This is a genomic window from Mycolicibacterium hodleri (genome assembly GCF_025822245.1).
Lineage (GTDB): Bacteria > Actinomycetota > Actinomycetes > Mycobacteriales > Mycobacteriaceae > Mycobacterium > Mycobacterium hodleri.
The window spans coordinates 35,422-49,804 of the sequence record NZ_JACKTL010000043.1 but is presented as its reverse complement, the minus strand read 5'-3'; the positions used below and the strand labels follow the sequence as shown (position 1 = coordinate 49,804).

At 67.1% G+C, this 14,383-nt stretch carries 11 protein-coding genes; 2 read left to right on the top strand and 9 right to left on the bottom strand.

Translation table 11 applies throughout. The annotated features are described in order from the left end of the window. Window positions 1-1,437 carry a DHA2 family efflux MFS transporter permease subunit gene (locus H7J06_RS18570; protein WP_264040500.1) on the top strand — a complete coding sequence of 479 codons (1,437 nt, stop codon included), beginning with the start codon at window positions 1-3 and terminating at the stop codon, window positions 1,435-1,437. Here the strand turns inward: H7J06_RS18570 and H7J06_RS18565 are convergent. From H7J06_RS18565 to H7J06_RS18535, 7 genes are all read right to left on the bottom strand, one after another. Further along, complete coding sequence (locus H7J06_RS18565) at window positions 1,434-3,020, bottom strand: Na+/H+ antiporter (protein ID WP_264040499.1); 1,587 nt, start codon at window positions 3,018-3,020, stop codon at window positions 1,434-1,436. The two genes, H7J06_RS18570 and H7J06_RS18565, sit on opposite strands and share 4 nt — an antisense overlap. Window positions 3,021-3,417: 397 nt before the next feature. After that, window positions 3,418-5,064: a chaperonin GroEL gene (gene groL, locus H7J06_RS18560; protein ID WP_264040497.1), complete on the bottom strand. Its 1,647-nt coding sequence runs from the start codon at window positions 5,062-5,064 to the stop codon at window positions 3,418-3,420. A 65-nt stretch (window positions 5,065-5,129) separates the two neighbouring features. Further along, entirely contained in the window at window positions 5,130-6,176 is a 1,047-nt protein-coding gene (locus H7J06_RS18555) for a zinc-binding dehydrogenase (protein WP_264040496.1), read from the bottom strand. Beyond that, entirely contained in the window at window positions 6,173-6,529 is a 357-nt protein-coding gene (gene mimD, locus H7J06_RS18550; RefSeq protein WP_264040495.1) for a propane 2-monooxygenase effector subunit MimD, read from the bottom strand. The genes H7J06_RS18555 and mimD overlap by 4 nt, the downstream gene beginning before the upstream one ends. Continuing rightward, window positions 6,526-7,632, bottom strand: a complete 1,107-nt coding sequence (locus H7J06_RS18545; protein WP_264040494.1) for an aromatic/alkene monooxygenase hydroxylase subunit beta — start codon at window positions 7,630-7,632, stop codon at window positions 6,526-6,528. The genes mimD and H7J06_RS18545 overlap by 4 nt, the downstream gene beginning before the upstream one ends. A 15-nt stretch (window positions 7,633-7,647) precedes the next feature. Beyond that, window positions 7,648-8,688: a 2Fe-2S iron-sulfur cluster-binding protein gene (locus H7J06_RS18540; protein WP_264040493.1), complete on the bottom strand. Its 1,041-nt coding sequence runs from the start codon at window positions 8,686-8,688 to the stop codon at window positions 7,648-7,650. Between the two features lie 71 nt (window positions 8,689-8,759). Then, window positions 8,760-10,385 carry a ferritin family protein gene (locus tag H7J06_RS18535; protein ID WP_264040492.1) on the bottom strand — a complete coding sequence of 542 codons (1,626 nt, stop codon included), beginning with the start codon at window positions 10,383-10,385 and terminating at the stop codon, window positions 8,760-8,762. A 233-nt stretch (window positions 10,386-10,618) separates the two neighbouring features. Between H7J06_RS18535 and H7J06_RS18530 the strand changes: the two genes are divergently transcribed. Further along, window positions 10,619-12,376, top strand: a complete 1,758-nt coding sequence (locus H7J06_RS18530) for a sigma-54-dependent Fis family transcriptional regulator (RefSeq protein WP_264040490.1) — start codon at window positions 10,619-10,621, stop codon at window positions 12,374-12,376. A gap of 9 nt (window positions 12,377-12,385) precedes the next feature. Here H7J06_RS18530 and H7J06_RS18525 read toward each other — a convergent pair whose 3' ends face one another. Next, window positions 12,386-13,756 (bottom strand): hypothetical protein, encoded by a 1,371-nt coding sequence (locus H7J06_RS18525; protein WP_264040489.1) that lies wholly within the window; start codon window positions 13,754-13,756, stop codon window positions 12,386-12,388. After that, entirely contained in the window at window positions 13,753-14,316 is a 564-nt protein-coding gene (locus tag H7J06_RS18520; RefSeq protein WP_264040488.1) for a hypothetical protein, read from the bottom strand. The genes H7J06_RS18525 and H7J06_RS18520 overlap by 4 nt, the downstream gene beginning before the upstream one ends. Window positions 14,317-14,383 lie beyond the last annotated feature (67 nt).

Sequence of the window (14,383 nt, the reverse complement as noted above, 5' to 3'; positions counted from 1 at the left end):
TTGAGTACCCGAGAACGATCCGTGGCCCACCCGAGGGCGTTGCCCGGCGCGGGCGTCGTCATCGCGCTGCTGGTGTTCTCCGCCTTCGTCATGATCCTCAACGAGACGATCATGAGCGTCGCGCTTCCCGTGTTGATCGTCGACCTGGACATTCCCGCTCGCACGGCGCAATGGCTGACCAGTGGCTTCCTGCTGACCATGGCCGTGGTGATCCCGATGTCGGGATCACTGCTGCAGCGCTTCCCGGTTCGGGCCATCTTCGTGGCGTCGATGTCACTGTTCTGTGCGGGCACGCTGGTGGCGGCTTTGGCCCCCGGCTTCCCCGTGCTGCTGGCCGGCCGCATCGTGCAGGCATGTGGCACCGCGGTCATGGTGCCGCTGCTGATGACGACCGTCATGAAGCTGATCCCGGCGGAGCGCCGTGGCCAGACCATGGGCACCATTTCGATCGTCATCGCCGTCGCACCCGCCGTGGGACCCACCCTGTCCGGTTTCATCCTCGGATCGCTGAACTGGCGGTGGATGTTCTGGATCGTGCTGCCCATCGCGTTGCTCGGGCTTCTGGCGGGCGTGGCGTGGCTGCGCGTCGCCGACGAGCGGGAGCAACCCACCCGCATCGATCCCCTCTCGGTGCCACTGTCGGCGATCGCGTTCGCGGGCTTGGTGTTCGGGCTCTCGGAACTGGGCGCCCCCGGTCACGGCGGTTCGGCCGTACCGGCGTGGGTGCCGCTCTGCGCCGGTGCCGTGGCGATGGTGCTCTTCGGTGCGCGGCAGCTGCAATTGCAGCGTGACGATCGCGCGTTTCTCGACCTGCGGCCGTTCACCTACCGCCGGTTCTCGGTGTCGGTGGGGCTGGTGGTCATCGGGTTCACCGGCCTCTTTGGCGCGATCATCATGGGGCCGCTCTACGTGCAGGACGTGTTGGGCAAGAGCGCGTTGGCCGCCGGCCTGACGAGCCTGCCCGGAGGACTGTTGATGGGCCTGGCGGGACCCTTGGTCGGGCGGGTCTACGACCGCCACGGCGCCCGACGACTCGTGGTCCCCGGTTCGATGCTGTTGTTCCTGTCGCTGTGCGGGTTTGCGATGCTGTCGGCACGAACACCGATCTGGGAACTCGTCGTCTTGCAGACGATCATGATGGTGGGACTGTCGATGATGTTCACCCCGCTGATGACCGACGCGCTCAGCGCACTGCCCGACCGCCTGTACTCGCACGGCAGCGCCATCATGACCACCCTGCAACAGGTCGCCGGCGCGGCGGGCACCGCGCTGTTCGTGACGGTGATGGCCAAGGCCTCCGCTTCGGGTGGCGCGCCGGACATGCCCGGTGTGCACGCCGCCTTCGTCGCCGCGGCCCTGATCGGTGCCGTCGCCGTGGCATTGTCGTTCTTCACCGCGACGCGCCCGTTGCCCGCCGGAGGTACGCCGACGCATTAGGTGGCTTCGAGGCGCGACTCCTCGAGGTCGAGGTCCTGCAGCACCCGGTTGAGTACCTCGTTGGACAGCCGTCCTTCTCGACGCATCGTGATCAACGCGTCCCGTTGCGCCTGCAGCACCAGCCTCACCATTTCCTGATAGGCCTGGGACCGGTCCTCGTAACCGTCGTCCTCGATCTTGCCCAGCCGCGCCGCGAAACGGCGGGCCCGGTACTCGTAGAGGCCCCGCATGCGCTCGGCGGTGTCACCCCTGGTCCACTCCTCGGCGCCGAGCGTCTCGATCTCGGCCAGCGCCGCCTTGGCGGCGACCAGCCGGGCCCGGATCTCCTCGTCGGTGTCCTGGTCGTCGTCCCCGGGGTCGAGCCGGCGTACCAGCGCAGGCAGCGTCAGTCCCTGCACCACCAGGGTGAAGAAGATGACGGTGAACGTGAGGAACACGACGAGATCGCGCTGCGGGAAGGCCGAGCCGTTGCCGACGACGAGCGGTAGTGCCAGCGCGACGGCCAGGGACACCGCCCCACGCATGCCACTCCACGCCAAGATCATCCGCCACGACGCACTGAGGCGGCGCTGCCCGCGCCCCGACCGTCGGTCGACCATCTCGGTGAGCGACGGAACGGCGAAGAACCAGGCCAGCCGGATGACCACCACGGCGGCGGTCACGACCACGGCGTAGAGGGCGAGCGCGCCGGGCGAGTAGTCGTCCAGGCCCTCGACGATCGTCCGGAGCTGGAGTCCGGTCATGACGAACAGCGTTGCGTTGATGAGGAAGTCGACGATGTCCCAGACGAAGTAGCCCTGCAGTCGTGGCCGGGCATCGAGCACCTCCGGACTCCGAATCGCCATGACGATCCCCGCGGCGACGGTGGCCAACACGCCGGACGCGTCGACGGCCTGGGCCGGGAGGAACGCCGCGTACCCGGTGAGCAGGGAGATGGTGACGCTGATCTGCGGGTCACTGATGTGCCGGCGCACCCACGCCGACATCAATCCGACGGCGACGCCGATGGCCACGCCGACGACCACCCCGAACACGAACCGCAGGCCGGCCTCGGCGAGTGAGAACGCCCCCGCGACCGTCGCGGCGACGGCCACCCGGTAGGCCACCAGCGCGGTGGCGTCGTTGAACAACCCCTCTCCCTCGATGCTGCTGACCAACCTTCGGGGGGCCTCGAGGCGGTGCATGATCGCGGCGGCCGCCACCGGATCCGTCGGGGACAGGATGGCGCCCAGCACGAACGCGGTCTGCCATGACATGCCGGGGATCATCGTGTGCGCCGCCGCGGCAACGCCGGTCATCGTGACCAGGACCAGCACCACGGTGCTCAACGTCAGCCCGCGAAGGTTGGTTCGGAAGTCGTCGAAGTTGGCGTAGATCGACGACTTGTACAACAGGGGTGGCAGGAACAGCGCGAGGACGAGTTCGGGTTCCAGCCTCACTTCGGGAAGTCCGGGGATGAAGCCGAACGCGGCGCCGCCGATCACCAGCATGATGGGGTACGGCACCGAGAGCCTGCAGGCCAGCGCACCCAACGCGGCGACGGCCAGCAGCAATCCGGTCACCAGTACCTCGACGTGGTTCACGACGTGCTCCCCATTCCCCAACGGTGCGGCAGGTTCTCCCTAGGCATCATCGTGCACGCCGTCCGACGCCGGGGCGAGCCCCAAACATCACCCGCCGTGTGATGGACCCCGCTGGGCGTCACGGCGCCCGGGCGCCGACGGCTTCCTGGTCACCCCGTCGTGAAGGCTTGCCCCGCGCCGAAGGATTCACGTGGCGGTCATCCCGGGCCACCGGAGTCCCGCAGCGCCCACCCCGCGAGCACGACGCCTTGACGATCGTCATATCCGTTGCGCTGACGGCCCTTTCGGGTGCCCTGGTCCAAGGACACGGTCGACCCGGCGGGCACCCCCACTGCCGACGGTGCGCCCAACCCGGGGTGTGACTTCCAGTGACGGCCGACGCGCCGCGGGACGGCTCCTAGTAGATGTTGGACGGGCGGACCATCCCCTCCGCGAGGTCCCCAAATCCGGGGGCCATGATCGAACCGGGTTGGCCGACGATCTCCTCCACGATCGCGGTTTCGGTGGTGATCAGCAGCGCGGCAATGGACGCCGCGCTCTCCAGCGCCGCGCGGGTGACCTGAAACGGGTCGATGATGCCCTCGTCGAACATGTCGCCGTATTCACCGGTCAGCGCGTTGAAGCCGTGCCCCAGCGGCAGGTCGACGACGACGTCCACGACGTCGTCACCTTCGAACCCGGCGTTGATTGCGATCCATCGCAGGGGTTCGGCGAGGGCGCGGCGAACCACGTCACGCCCCACGGCCTCGTCCCCGACGAGCTCCGTCATGCTCAACGCGCGGTGCGCCTGAGCCAGCGCGGTGCCACCGCCGGCGACGATGCCGGCCTCCAGTGCGGCCCGAGTGGCCGCCAGGGCGTCTTCGACGCGAAGCATGCGTTCCTTGAGCTCCACGCTCGTCGCACCGCCGACGCGGATGACGGCGACCCGGCCGGTCAGCCTGGCGATGCGGACGTCGAGCATGTCCTGATCGGCGTCGAGCTTGGCGCGTTCACGTTGCACCTCGAGTTGACCGACCCGCGCGTCGACCAGGTGCTGTTCGCCGTGCGCTCCGATGAGGGTGGTGTCGTCCTCGGTGGCCGTGGCTCGGTCACACGACCCGAGGTGTTCGCGCGTGATCTCACTGAGTTCGATGCCGGTGTCCTTGGCGATGACGTGCCCTCCCAGCGCCACCGCGAGATCCTCGAGTTCGGCCACACGGCGGTGCCCGAAGCCGGGTGCACGCACGACGACCGACTGCATGGTCTTGTGCATGTTCCCCCCGACGAGGAGCTGCAGAGCAGGACCGTCGACGTCCTCGGCGACGACCAGGAGCGGACGATCGGCGCGCTTGGCCACCTCGATGGTTGGCATGATGTCCTGAACTTGGCTGATCTTCTTGTTGGTCAACAGGATCAGCGGATTGTCGAGCACGGCCTCCATGCGCTCGTGGTCGGTGATCATGTAACCGGAGATGTACCCGTGATCGAATCCGATGCCGTCGACGACGCTGACGTCCAGGCCCGGGATCTCGCTTTCGTCGGTAGTGACCACACCCGTGAGGCCGACGTGCTCGATGGCCCGGGAGATGACGTCGCCGATGGCCTCGTCGTCGCTGGCGGCCAGGGAAGCGATGCGATGCAGATCCCCACTCTGAACCGCAACGGTGTGCTCGCGCAACGCGTCGACGACGACCGGCACGGCGCGTTCGATGCCGCGGCGCAGTCGCATCGGGTTGGCGCCGGCCTCCACCGCGCGCAACCCCTCGCGCACCATGGCCTGCGCCAGCACCGTGGCCGTGGTGGTGCCGTCGCCGACCCGTCCGTTGGTCTTCATCGCCACTTCCTTGACCAACTGGGCGCCCATGTTGGCGAACGGGTCTCGCAGCTGGATCTCCCGGGCGATCGTGACACCGTCGTTGGTGATGGTGGGGGGACCGGTCAACTTCTCCAGGATGGCGTTGCGGCCCTTGGGGCCGATGGTGACCTTGACCGCGTCGGCGAGGGCGTTGACGCCCTGTTCCAGTCGAGCGCGGGCATCTGAGTTGAAGCGAAGTTCCTTGGCCATGGCGATGAGTTCCTGTTCAGTGGTTGAGGATTCGGGTCGATCTCGGGGATGGGGTGCGACGGCGGCTACCGGGAGATGACGACCTTCAAGGCGTCGTGGGTGTCCGCATTGGCGAATACCTCGTAGGCGTCCACCATGTGGTCGAGGTGGAAGGAATGGGTGCCGAAGGCACCGGCGTCGATCTTGCCGTGCGCCAACAGGTCTAGCAGGGTCCCCACCGTGGTTCCGTTGACCAGGCCGGTGGTCAACGTGATGTTCTTGATCCACAGGTCTTCCAGGTGCAGCGTCACCGGTTTGCCGTGCACGCCGACGTTGGCGATGCGACCACCCGGGCGGACCAACTGGGTGCACACCTCGAACGTCTCCGGTATGCCGACCGCTTCGATGGCGACGTGGGCGCCCACGCCGTTGGTGATCTCCAGGACCCGCTCCCGAACGTCTTCGCGCTCGCCGTTGATCGTCATGTCGGCGCCGAAGGCGATGGACCGCTTCAGCCGGGACTCCGAGACGTCCACGGCGATGACCGTTGCGGCACCGTATAGTCCGGCCGTCTGGATCGCCGCGAGGCCGATGGGTCCGGCGCCGACCACCACGACCGTGTCCCCGGGTCGGACGGCCGCATTCTGCACACCCATCTCGAAGCCGGTGGGCAGGACGTCCGCGAGGAAGATCGCCTCGTCGTCGGTCACCTCCTCGGGCAGCAGGTGCACACTGGTCTCGGCGTAGGGCACCCGCACCAATTCGGCCTGAGTGCCGTCGATCAGGTGACCGAAGATCCAACCGATACCACCCACCGTCGCACAATGCGACGGCATCGCGGACCTGCACGGTCCACACTTCCCACAGCTGGTGATGGCGGGCACCAGGACGCGGTCCCCGACGGTCAAATCAGTGATTGCCGAACCAATCTCGGTGACGGTGCCCACGGCCTCGTGTCCCAGGACACGTCCTGGGGTGACCGCCGGCACGTCGCCCTTGAGGATGTGCAGGTCGGTTCCACAAATCGTGGTCGTGTCGACGCGGACCACGACGTCGGTCGGGTCGACCACCTGCGCGTCTGGAACCTCCGTCCACGACTTCGAACCCGGGCCGTGGAACACCAGCGCCTTCACGAGGGCTCGCCCGCCGTCGCCGTCAGATCGAAGCCGATGTACTCGGCGGCGTCCTCAGGGCTGGCGAACAGCATGGTCTTGTCGTCGAGATGCACCATTCGCCCGTAGTGCGTGGAACTGATCTCCTCGAAGATCGAGCCGTCGAACTCCTCGCCGAGAGCCTCGGTGAGTTCGTCGTAGTCGAAGTTCAGCAGCCGCACCCCGTCGACGCGGATCATCGACGGATATTCGGTGAGTTCGACGCCCTCCTTGGCGCCCATCACCTCGGCGACGACACGTCCGACCGGGGTGTTCATCAGGGTCACGCCGCACATGTTGGAGAACTCGGTGGCCGATCCGAATTGCATGGTCATTTGGTCAACTCCTCGGGAACGTCGAGCTCGATTTCGTGTAGCAGGGCGGTGAACTTGCCGATCGCGGCGTCCAGGCTGTGGGCAAACGTCACCGCCTTGTCGGCCGGGGTCGACCAAATCGGTTGCAGGGCACGGGCGGCCGTCAGGCAGCGCGGCACCCAGATGGTCAGCCACTCCGCGAACAGGGCCTTGTTCGCCGCACCGTATTCCTCGTCGCGGGTCAACAGGCGGAACAGGTTCCGGGTGTAGTTGAGGTCGCGGTCGTAGTCGTGCTCCCCGGTGCCGACGATGGTCGGGGTGATGTAGTCGCCGTTGCGGGCGGCGATCTGCATGACCAATTCGCTACGGAACAACGATCCCACCAGCTGTTCGAAGACGATGTTGGTGGCGAACAGCAGCTGACACCAATCCCCCACTGCCGTCAGCTCTTCGACGACTCTGCGGATTGGTTGCCATTCGGGCGCCTCCTGCCACACCGCCTTGTGGGCGCTGCCGTCGAACGAATCGGTCGCCTCGGACAGGTCCAGGTTGAACAACGCGAGGTCCTGGGCGAAGCGCATCTTGTGTGCGGCGTTGACGGCCACCGCGGTGTTGATCATGTTCGTGGGCCCGGAGCGTTGAATCGAGGTGAAGACGTGCAGCGCCAAACCGTTCTCGGCGTGCATCCACGCGCCGACGTTGCGTTCGACGAAGGTCAACCAGGCCGAATTCCACCCGTCGTACACCCGCGCCCGCTTGGCATTCTTGAGGCACAGCTCCACCTGACGCACGACCGCGGCGTTGTTGCGGAAGATCGTCTGGTTCCATTCCTCGTTGGGGTCGAGGAAGGCATGCCAGTTGGAGGACTTGGCCGTCGTCCAGTCCTTCGGGTATCCGCCTGGTCCGTCGCCGAAGCCGTAGATCCACCCCTGGGTCAGGTGGCGGTCCGGGTCGGGCTGCACGTCGACGGTGACGTCCTCGTACATCGTGGCGCGCAGCTTGGCCGGTGTGAAGTAGGAGTAGTTGCGGCTCTTGGAACTGGGAAAGGTCTTCGCACCGGCTTCGGAGTCGGTGAACTCGATCTTCGGGAAGCTGCGTTCCTTGGTCTTCTCGGGGGTGGACATCCGGGGTTCCTCTCGCTAGTCGAACAGGGGGCTGGTGAAACTGTCGTAGAAGACTTGGTCCTTGGGTACCGAGTTGGCGTCGAGGTAGACCAGCGCCGCGTCGACCATGGGAGGCGGGCCGCACAGGTACACCTCGGTCTTGGCGATCGACGCTTCGTGGCGCGCGACGACGTCGGTGACCATGCCCTCCTCGACGGTTACCGCGTCGTCGTCGACGCCGTCGGCGGATTCGGACAGGCACGCAACGAACCGGAAGTCCTTGAGGCCCTTGCCCAGTTCCGCGATCTCGTCGAGGTAGAACAGATCGCCGGCGGTGCGTGCCCCGTAGTAGAACCGCACCGGCCGGGTGTTCTCGGTCTTGTGCATGTGGCGCAGCAGGGACAGGATCGGCGCCATGCCGGCACCGCCGCCGATGCACACCACCGGTAGGACGTGCCCGTCCTTGAGCGTGAACGACCCGTAGGGACCGGTGAGGGCGATCTGGTCGCCGACCCCGATGTCGCCGTCGAGCAGCGCCGAGAACTTGCCGCCGGGGTACTTCTTGATCAGGAACTCGACCCGATCGCTCGAGGTTTGGGTGGTGGCCATCGAGAACGAGCGGTGCTCGTCGGTGCCCGGGATGTGCAGGTCGGCGTATTGACCGGGCTTGAAGTCGAACTTGCCGGGCTCGACCGGCTTGAGCCGAAGCGACACGATGTCGCGGGTCACGGGTTCGACGCCCAGCACCTCGGTGCGGACGTCCTGAATCGGGATCCCACCGAGGAGTTCGTCCTCGTCGAAGTTGAGCAGCTCGATGGTGCAGTCACTGAACGCACGAGAGCGGCACAGCAACACGAACCCGTCGTCGACCTCCGAGTCGTTGCAGGCGAAGGTGGAGTAGTTCTCCATCTGAATCTCGCCGTCGAGAACGTAGGACTTGCAGGCCGAACAGCGGCCTTCGCGGCACCCGTGCATGAGGTGGATGCCCTGACGGAAGGCGGCGTCCAGAATGTTCTCGTCCTCGCGGACGTCCATCTCGAGGTTCACCGGGTCGAAGGTGATCTTGTGCGAATCCACGTGTTCCTTTCTGGCGATTTCGGCGTGATTGGTGCCAGTCAGGGCGACCAATCACGCCGAAATCGCGTGGGTTAGACCGTTGCGCCGGCGCGGTAGGCCGCGACGTGGGCCTCACGTTCGGCGTCCGACATCTGGTTCAGCAGCACGTTCGGACTGTTGAACGTGTTGCCGCGCACGTCGTCCAGGGTCCACATCTTCGACGGATCCAGATTCAGGTGCGGCTGACCCACCAGTGTCTTGCCGTCGTCGCGGACGTAGCCGAGATCGGTGACGATGTCGGCGAGGTCCTTGCCGTGGTGCAGCGTCTCCCACTCGCGGAAACCGGTGAGACGCCCCATGTTCGGGGTGTCCCGGCCCTCGTACTCGCCGCGGAAGGCGACCGCGTCGGTCCAGTAGCAGGTCTCCGAGCAGTACGTCTTCCACTGCCCGTCGACCTTCTCGACGATCATGTCCTCGCGGATCAGTGCCGGCACCATGCACGTCCAGCAGCGGTGCGGGTACTCGTAGCCCACCTCCTCGAAGGCGATGGGCTTGTTGCGGCCCGGGTAGGCGAGGCGGTTGTAGGCCTCCCACCACTTGCCGTACTTGGAGTACCAGCCCGGGTACTTGTGCTCGAACCACTCGAAGTCGGTGTCGGTCATGGTGTCGATGCGCCAGTAGTTGACCGGCCAGCCGGTGGCGAAGAACCGGGCGACCTCGTGCACGTAGCCCTTCTCGGTGATGCGCTTCCACGCCTCCTCGACCAGGTCGTGCGGGATGGTGAGGCCGTACTTCTCCAGTGGCAGAAGGTAACTGCGGTAGTAGTCGTCGTAGATCCAGCGTCGCCACATCTCGGCGTAGCTCTCCCGGTCCTTGCGCCGGTCCTTGGTGCCGTACTCGATGAAGGTGCCGATGGCGGCGTCCACCACGCAGTGGTTGTTCCACCAGGCGTAGCGCAGATCGCGTTCCAGCAGCGGACGGTTGCGCTCGTCGGCCAACGCCATCAACAGAATCGAGTAGCCGTTAGAGATGTGCCGTGACTCGTCGGACTGCACCGAGTGGAACACCGTCGGCAGCAGATAGTCGCCGTTGGCCGCCGCCTCGTCGGGCATGGCCACGAAGAGGGTGTTGGTGAAGGCGGTTTCGGCGACCACCGTGAGGTAGATGTTGGCCGCGGTGATGGCGTCGCCGGTGATGAAGCCCTCACCGAACTGCCGGCCGATCGTGCCCGCGTAGTTGTTCGCGAACGCCTTCTCCGTCATGTCGAACCCGGCCGGGTCGATGTAGTTGTTCATGTACAGCTTCTTCAGATTCATCTGAATCGTCGAATGCCGTACTTCGTCGATCATCTGCACCGCGAGCCCGTTGTGGATCTCCGGGTTGGGCACCGCGTCGATGGCCATCGGCATCGCCCGAGCCGCCGAGATCTCCGGGAACGGGATGATCGACAGGAAGAGCTTCTGCCATTCCAGCCAGCGCTGCTGCACCTGGCGGAACATGTTGCCGCGGATGGCGCCGTCCATGGCGCCGTAGACGCGGTTGTCCTTCTCCTCCTCCATCGAGAAGTAGGACCGCATGATCTGCTTGAGCGGATCCTTCTTGGGCGCCTTCTCGAAGGTGTAGTCGGTGCCGAAGCGGGTGGCCGGCGTGGCGAACGTCGGCTCCCAGGTCAGTTCACTGATCTTCGCGTGCGCCTTGGTCAGGCTTTGTCTACTCAACACGAGCCTCCTGATAGATGGGCCAGTCGTCCGCCGGGCTGGGGACGACGCGACACCGATGGAACCTCGTGAGGTGGCTCATATGGGTCTCAGTTTGAGACGCGCATCACACTGGGACGAACGTGGACGACGCCGGGGTGGTCGCTCGGCGTCATTCTCAAATTGAGACGCCACGTCCTGCGTTCGTCCCTAGACTTTCGGTGCAGTCAATGCAGGACCGAGGTACAGCCACCGTGGTCAAAGATGACGACACCGCACTGGACGCGCGCCTGGCCAGAGAACAATTTCTCGCCGCCGGGGCGTTGAACGAAGACGCCGTCAGACCGAACGTGCTCAGTTCCTGGCGCCGCTCGCGTGAGCTGCACGTGCATCCCGACCGCGTCGACCTGCCCTACCTGCGCGACCCGGACACCGACACGCCGCTGGCGCACGCGGCCGCGCCGATTCTGCGACGGATCGCCGACGACCTCTCCGAGCAGGCCGTGAGTGTGGTCCTGACCTCGGCCGACGGTCTCGTCCTCGACCGGATCGCCGCGAATTCCGACATGGCGCGAATGCTGGACGACGTCCACCTGGCCCGGGGTTACAGCTACGCCGAAGAATTCGCCGGCACCAACGGCATCGGAACCGCTCTGGAGACCGGGCGGCCGGCGTTCATCCGCGGCAGCGAGCACTACGTGGGCACCCTGGGTCGGCTCGCGTGCGCCGGCTCGCCGATCCGCGAGCCCATCACCCGACGGATCGTCGGCGTCATCGACCTGACGTGTTGGGCGAATCAGGCCGATCCGCTGCTCTTCGTGCTCGCCAAGAGTGCGGGCAGCCAGATCGAGGACCGCATGAACGCGGTGAAGAACGAAACCGAGACGGCGCTGCTCGAGGCCTACCTGAAGCAAAGTCGCCGCTATCCGGCCGGAGTCCTGGCCATCGGCGGCGACGTCGTGCTGATGAATCCCTACCTCCGCCAGACCCTGGACGCGGCCGATCAGACCGTCCTGCTGGACCATGCGGCGGACATGACGCGCGCCTCGTTGAGCTCGACCGCCGTGGCCTCTCTGCCCAGCGGTGTGTCGGTGAAGATCTCGGCGGCCGAGCGCATCGCCACCGGCATCCGCGACGACAGCGTGGTGTTCCACGTCTCGTTACACGTCACGGCGAGCACCCCGGTGCGAGGAGTGGGCCAGTCGATCCCCGGTCTTGCCGGGCGCAGCAGCTCGTTTCGCCGTAGCTGCCAGCAGGTCGAACGGTGCTACCGCGATCGGGAATGGGTGGTGCTCGAAGGTGAGCGGGGATCGGGCCGGACACGCCTGGGGCAGTCGGTCGCGCGCTTCGTCTCCCCCGAGCGCACGGTCGCCATCCTTCGCGCGGACGACTTCGACACCGCCGACGACTTCGTCGCCGAGCTGGAGCTGGAGACCGACGCCGCCGACTTCGCCGTCATCGTCGCCGACGTCGACGAACTCGACGACGGGATGCTCGAGCCCCTGGCCGCGGTGCTGCAGGCGCGCGCCGGGCGAGGCTGGATCGCCGCCACCACGAGCACCGAGCGGAACTCCCCGTTGGTGGACACTCTGGTGCTGCCCTTCTTCACGCACACCGTGACCGTCCCGGCGTTGCGGCACCGGATCGAGGACCTCGACCAGCTCGTGCCGATGCTCCTTCACGAATTGGCGTCCGGACCAGTTCGCTTGGACGGTCTTGCGATGCGACAGCTGGGCAGAATGCCGTGGCCGGGCAACGTCGCGCAGCTGCGAAACGTGTTGGCGGAGACGCTGACTCGCCAACGCTCCGGCGTCATCGGCATCGACGAACTGCCCAACGAGTGCCGCTCGGTGAGCAGGCGCAAGCTCACCCGCCTGGAGGCCATCGAACGCGACGCGATCGTCCGCAGCCTGTCGGAGAACGACCGCAACAAGGCCGACGCCGCCAAGGCCCTCGGGGTGTCCCGCGCGACGATCTACCGCAAGATCAAGGAGTTTGGCATCGACGTGTGACGGGGCGCTCTAGTACACGCCCTTCGCCCGCAGGTCGGCGAGCATGGCCGTGACGCCCTCGATGATGTCCGAATCCGGGCTGCGATAGCGGGTTCCCAACCGTTGGACGGCGGCGTCGACGCGCTGAAGAAGCGCGCGGAAGGCGTCACCGGCGGCCACGGCATAGCCGGCGGCCGCCTGGACCTGAGCTTCGTCGGAGTACCGCGAGGACAGGGCGGCCAATTCCCGCGGGACCTCCTCGGCCTGCTCCTGCACCTTCAAGATGAGGTTGAGCGTGAAGTCGCGATCTGGGACGAACGACGACTTCACGTCGGCGAGCGCGACCTCCAGCACGTGGTCGATCTGGTAGAGCGTGTCGATCGTGCTCTCGACGGACCCGGCTCGCGATCGCACCTCGAACGGCGGGATGGGAATCGTCAACAGCTGGGTGGCCACCTCGGCTCGCGCCCATCGCTCCATTTCCCGGGCATGGCCCTCCCAGCGGGCAACGTCGGCGGCAGCAGCTTCGCGCGCGGCCTCGGCCTCGGCCTCGGCGGCCTTCCGTGCAGCGGCCACGTCTGCGATGGCCTGCCCACGCGCCGCGGCGACCTCGGCGGCCGCATCCGAGCGCACCTTCTCCAACTCGCGGCGCACCCCCTGCACGGCTTCCTCCGCCGTCGCCCGCTCTGCGGCCCGTTCGGCGCTCCGTTCGGCGGCACGCGCCTCCGCCGCCCGGACCCTCTCCTCGGCCGCCGCCACCTCGGCCGCGGCGTCGGCGCGGGCCCGTTCGATGTCGTCGTGCAATTGCTGCACGGTGTGCTCGCTGGCCGCCCGCTCGGTCGTCCGTTCGGCGCTCCGCTCGACGGCACGCGCCTCCGCCGCCCGGACCCTCTCCTCGGCCGCCGCAGCCTCCGCCGTCGCCGCGGCGCGGACCCGCTCGACTTCTGCCCGTGCCTGCAGCGTCGCCTTCTGATCTGCCGCCCGCTGCGCCCTGCGTTCGGCGTCCTTGCGCGCGGCCTCCGCCTCCACCGCGCGAACCCGCTCACCCGCAGCGCCGGCGACGCGGGCCGATTCCTCGGCCTCCGCGCGAGCCAGCTCGGCCGCCGCCTCGGCGTCCAGCCTGCCCTGGTGGGCGATCCGCGCCTGCTCCTCGGCCACGCGACGGAGGTGGTCGGCCTCGACGACCTGCATCGCCAGGGATCTGCGAGGCACGGGTGACCCGTTGCGCTCACGGTGTTCGACGAGCTCGGGCTCACTCATCGCAGCCAACGCGGCCGTTTCGGCCCGTGGCTGCATTCCCAACCGCTCCGCGGTGGCGACCGCGTCCGCCGCCGCCCGCCGCGTCAACGTCGCCCACCGGTCGGCGTCGAGGTCCTCGATGTGTCGACGAGTGGTCGTCATCGGCGTCGCCGTCCTCCGCTGCTCTCCCTGACCCCGACGGAAGGCGTTGGAATGGACGATGTTTCAGTTTCCGACGTCGGTTCTGGGTCGACTGGATCCTGGTCCGTTGGGTTCGCGTCGGCGCGCCTCTTGCCCGGGCGCGCCCTCGTAGCCCCCGCGACGTCGGACACCGGACCGGCCTGCTGCGCCAGCACCAGCACGAGCTGCTCTTGGTACACCGCCACGGCCCTGGACAGGGTCTCGTCGCCGAGCCGGGCGGCGTCCCGCAGTAGCCCACCCAGCAGCTCAAGAGTCACGGCGGGCCCAAGACCCAGGGTGGCGCCTTCGCTCACGGCGGGCTCGATCCCCGCGGTGTCGACCACCCACTGCCACCGCTCCCACGCCAGCGCCTTGTCCGCGTCGTCGCGAGCCCGGTCGTGTCGGCGCTCCTCCTCGTCACGCCGTTGCTCGAACCGCTGACGGGCTCGTCGCGACGCGTAGAGCACCGCACCGGCCGCGACGATCGCCGCCAGCAGTGCCGTCACGCCGGCAAAGCCAGGCGAGACCACGAAGTCGCGCACCGGAAGATCCCCCAAGACGCCGATAGGCGGTACGTACTGCACCGTGTCAGTCTCGCACTGCTGCGCC

Bases quoted from the DNA above. Each gene is read 5' to 3' on its own strand.
- groL (WP_264040497.1), bottom strand. From the start codon at position 5,064: ATGGCCAAGGAACTTCGCTTCAACTCAGATGCCCGCGCTCGACTGGAA.
- mimD (WP_264040495.1), bottom strand. From the start codon at position 6,529: ATGACCATGCAATTCGGATCGGCCACCGAGTTCTCCAACATGTGCGGC.
- H7J06_RS18545 (WP_264040494.1), bottom strand. From the start codon at position 7,632: ATGTCCACCCCCGAGAAGACCAAGGAACGCAGCTTCCCGAAGATCGAG.
- H7J06_RS18525 (WP_264040489.1), bottom strand. From the start codon at position 13,756: ATGACGACCACTCGTCGACACATCGAGGACCTCGACGCCGACCGGTGG.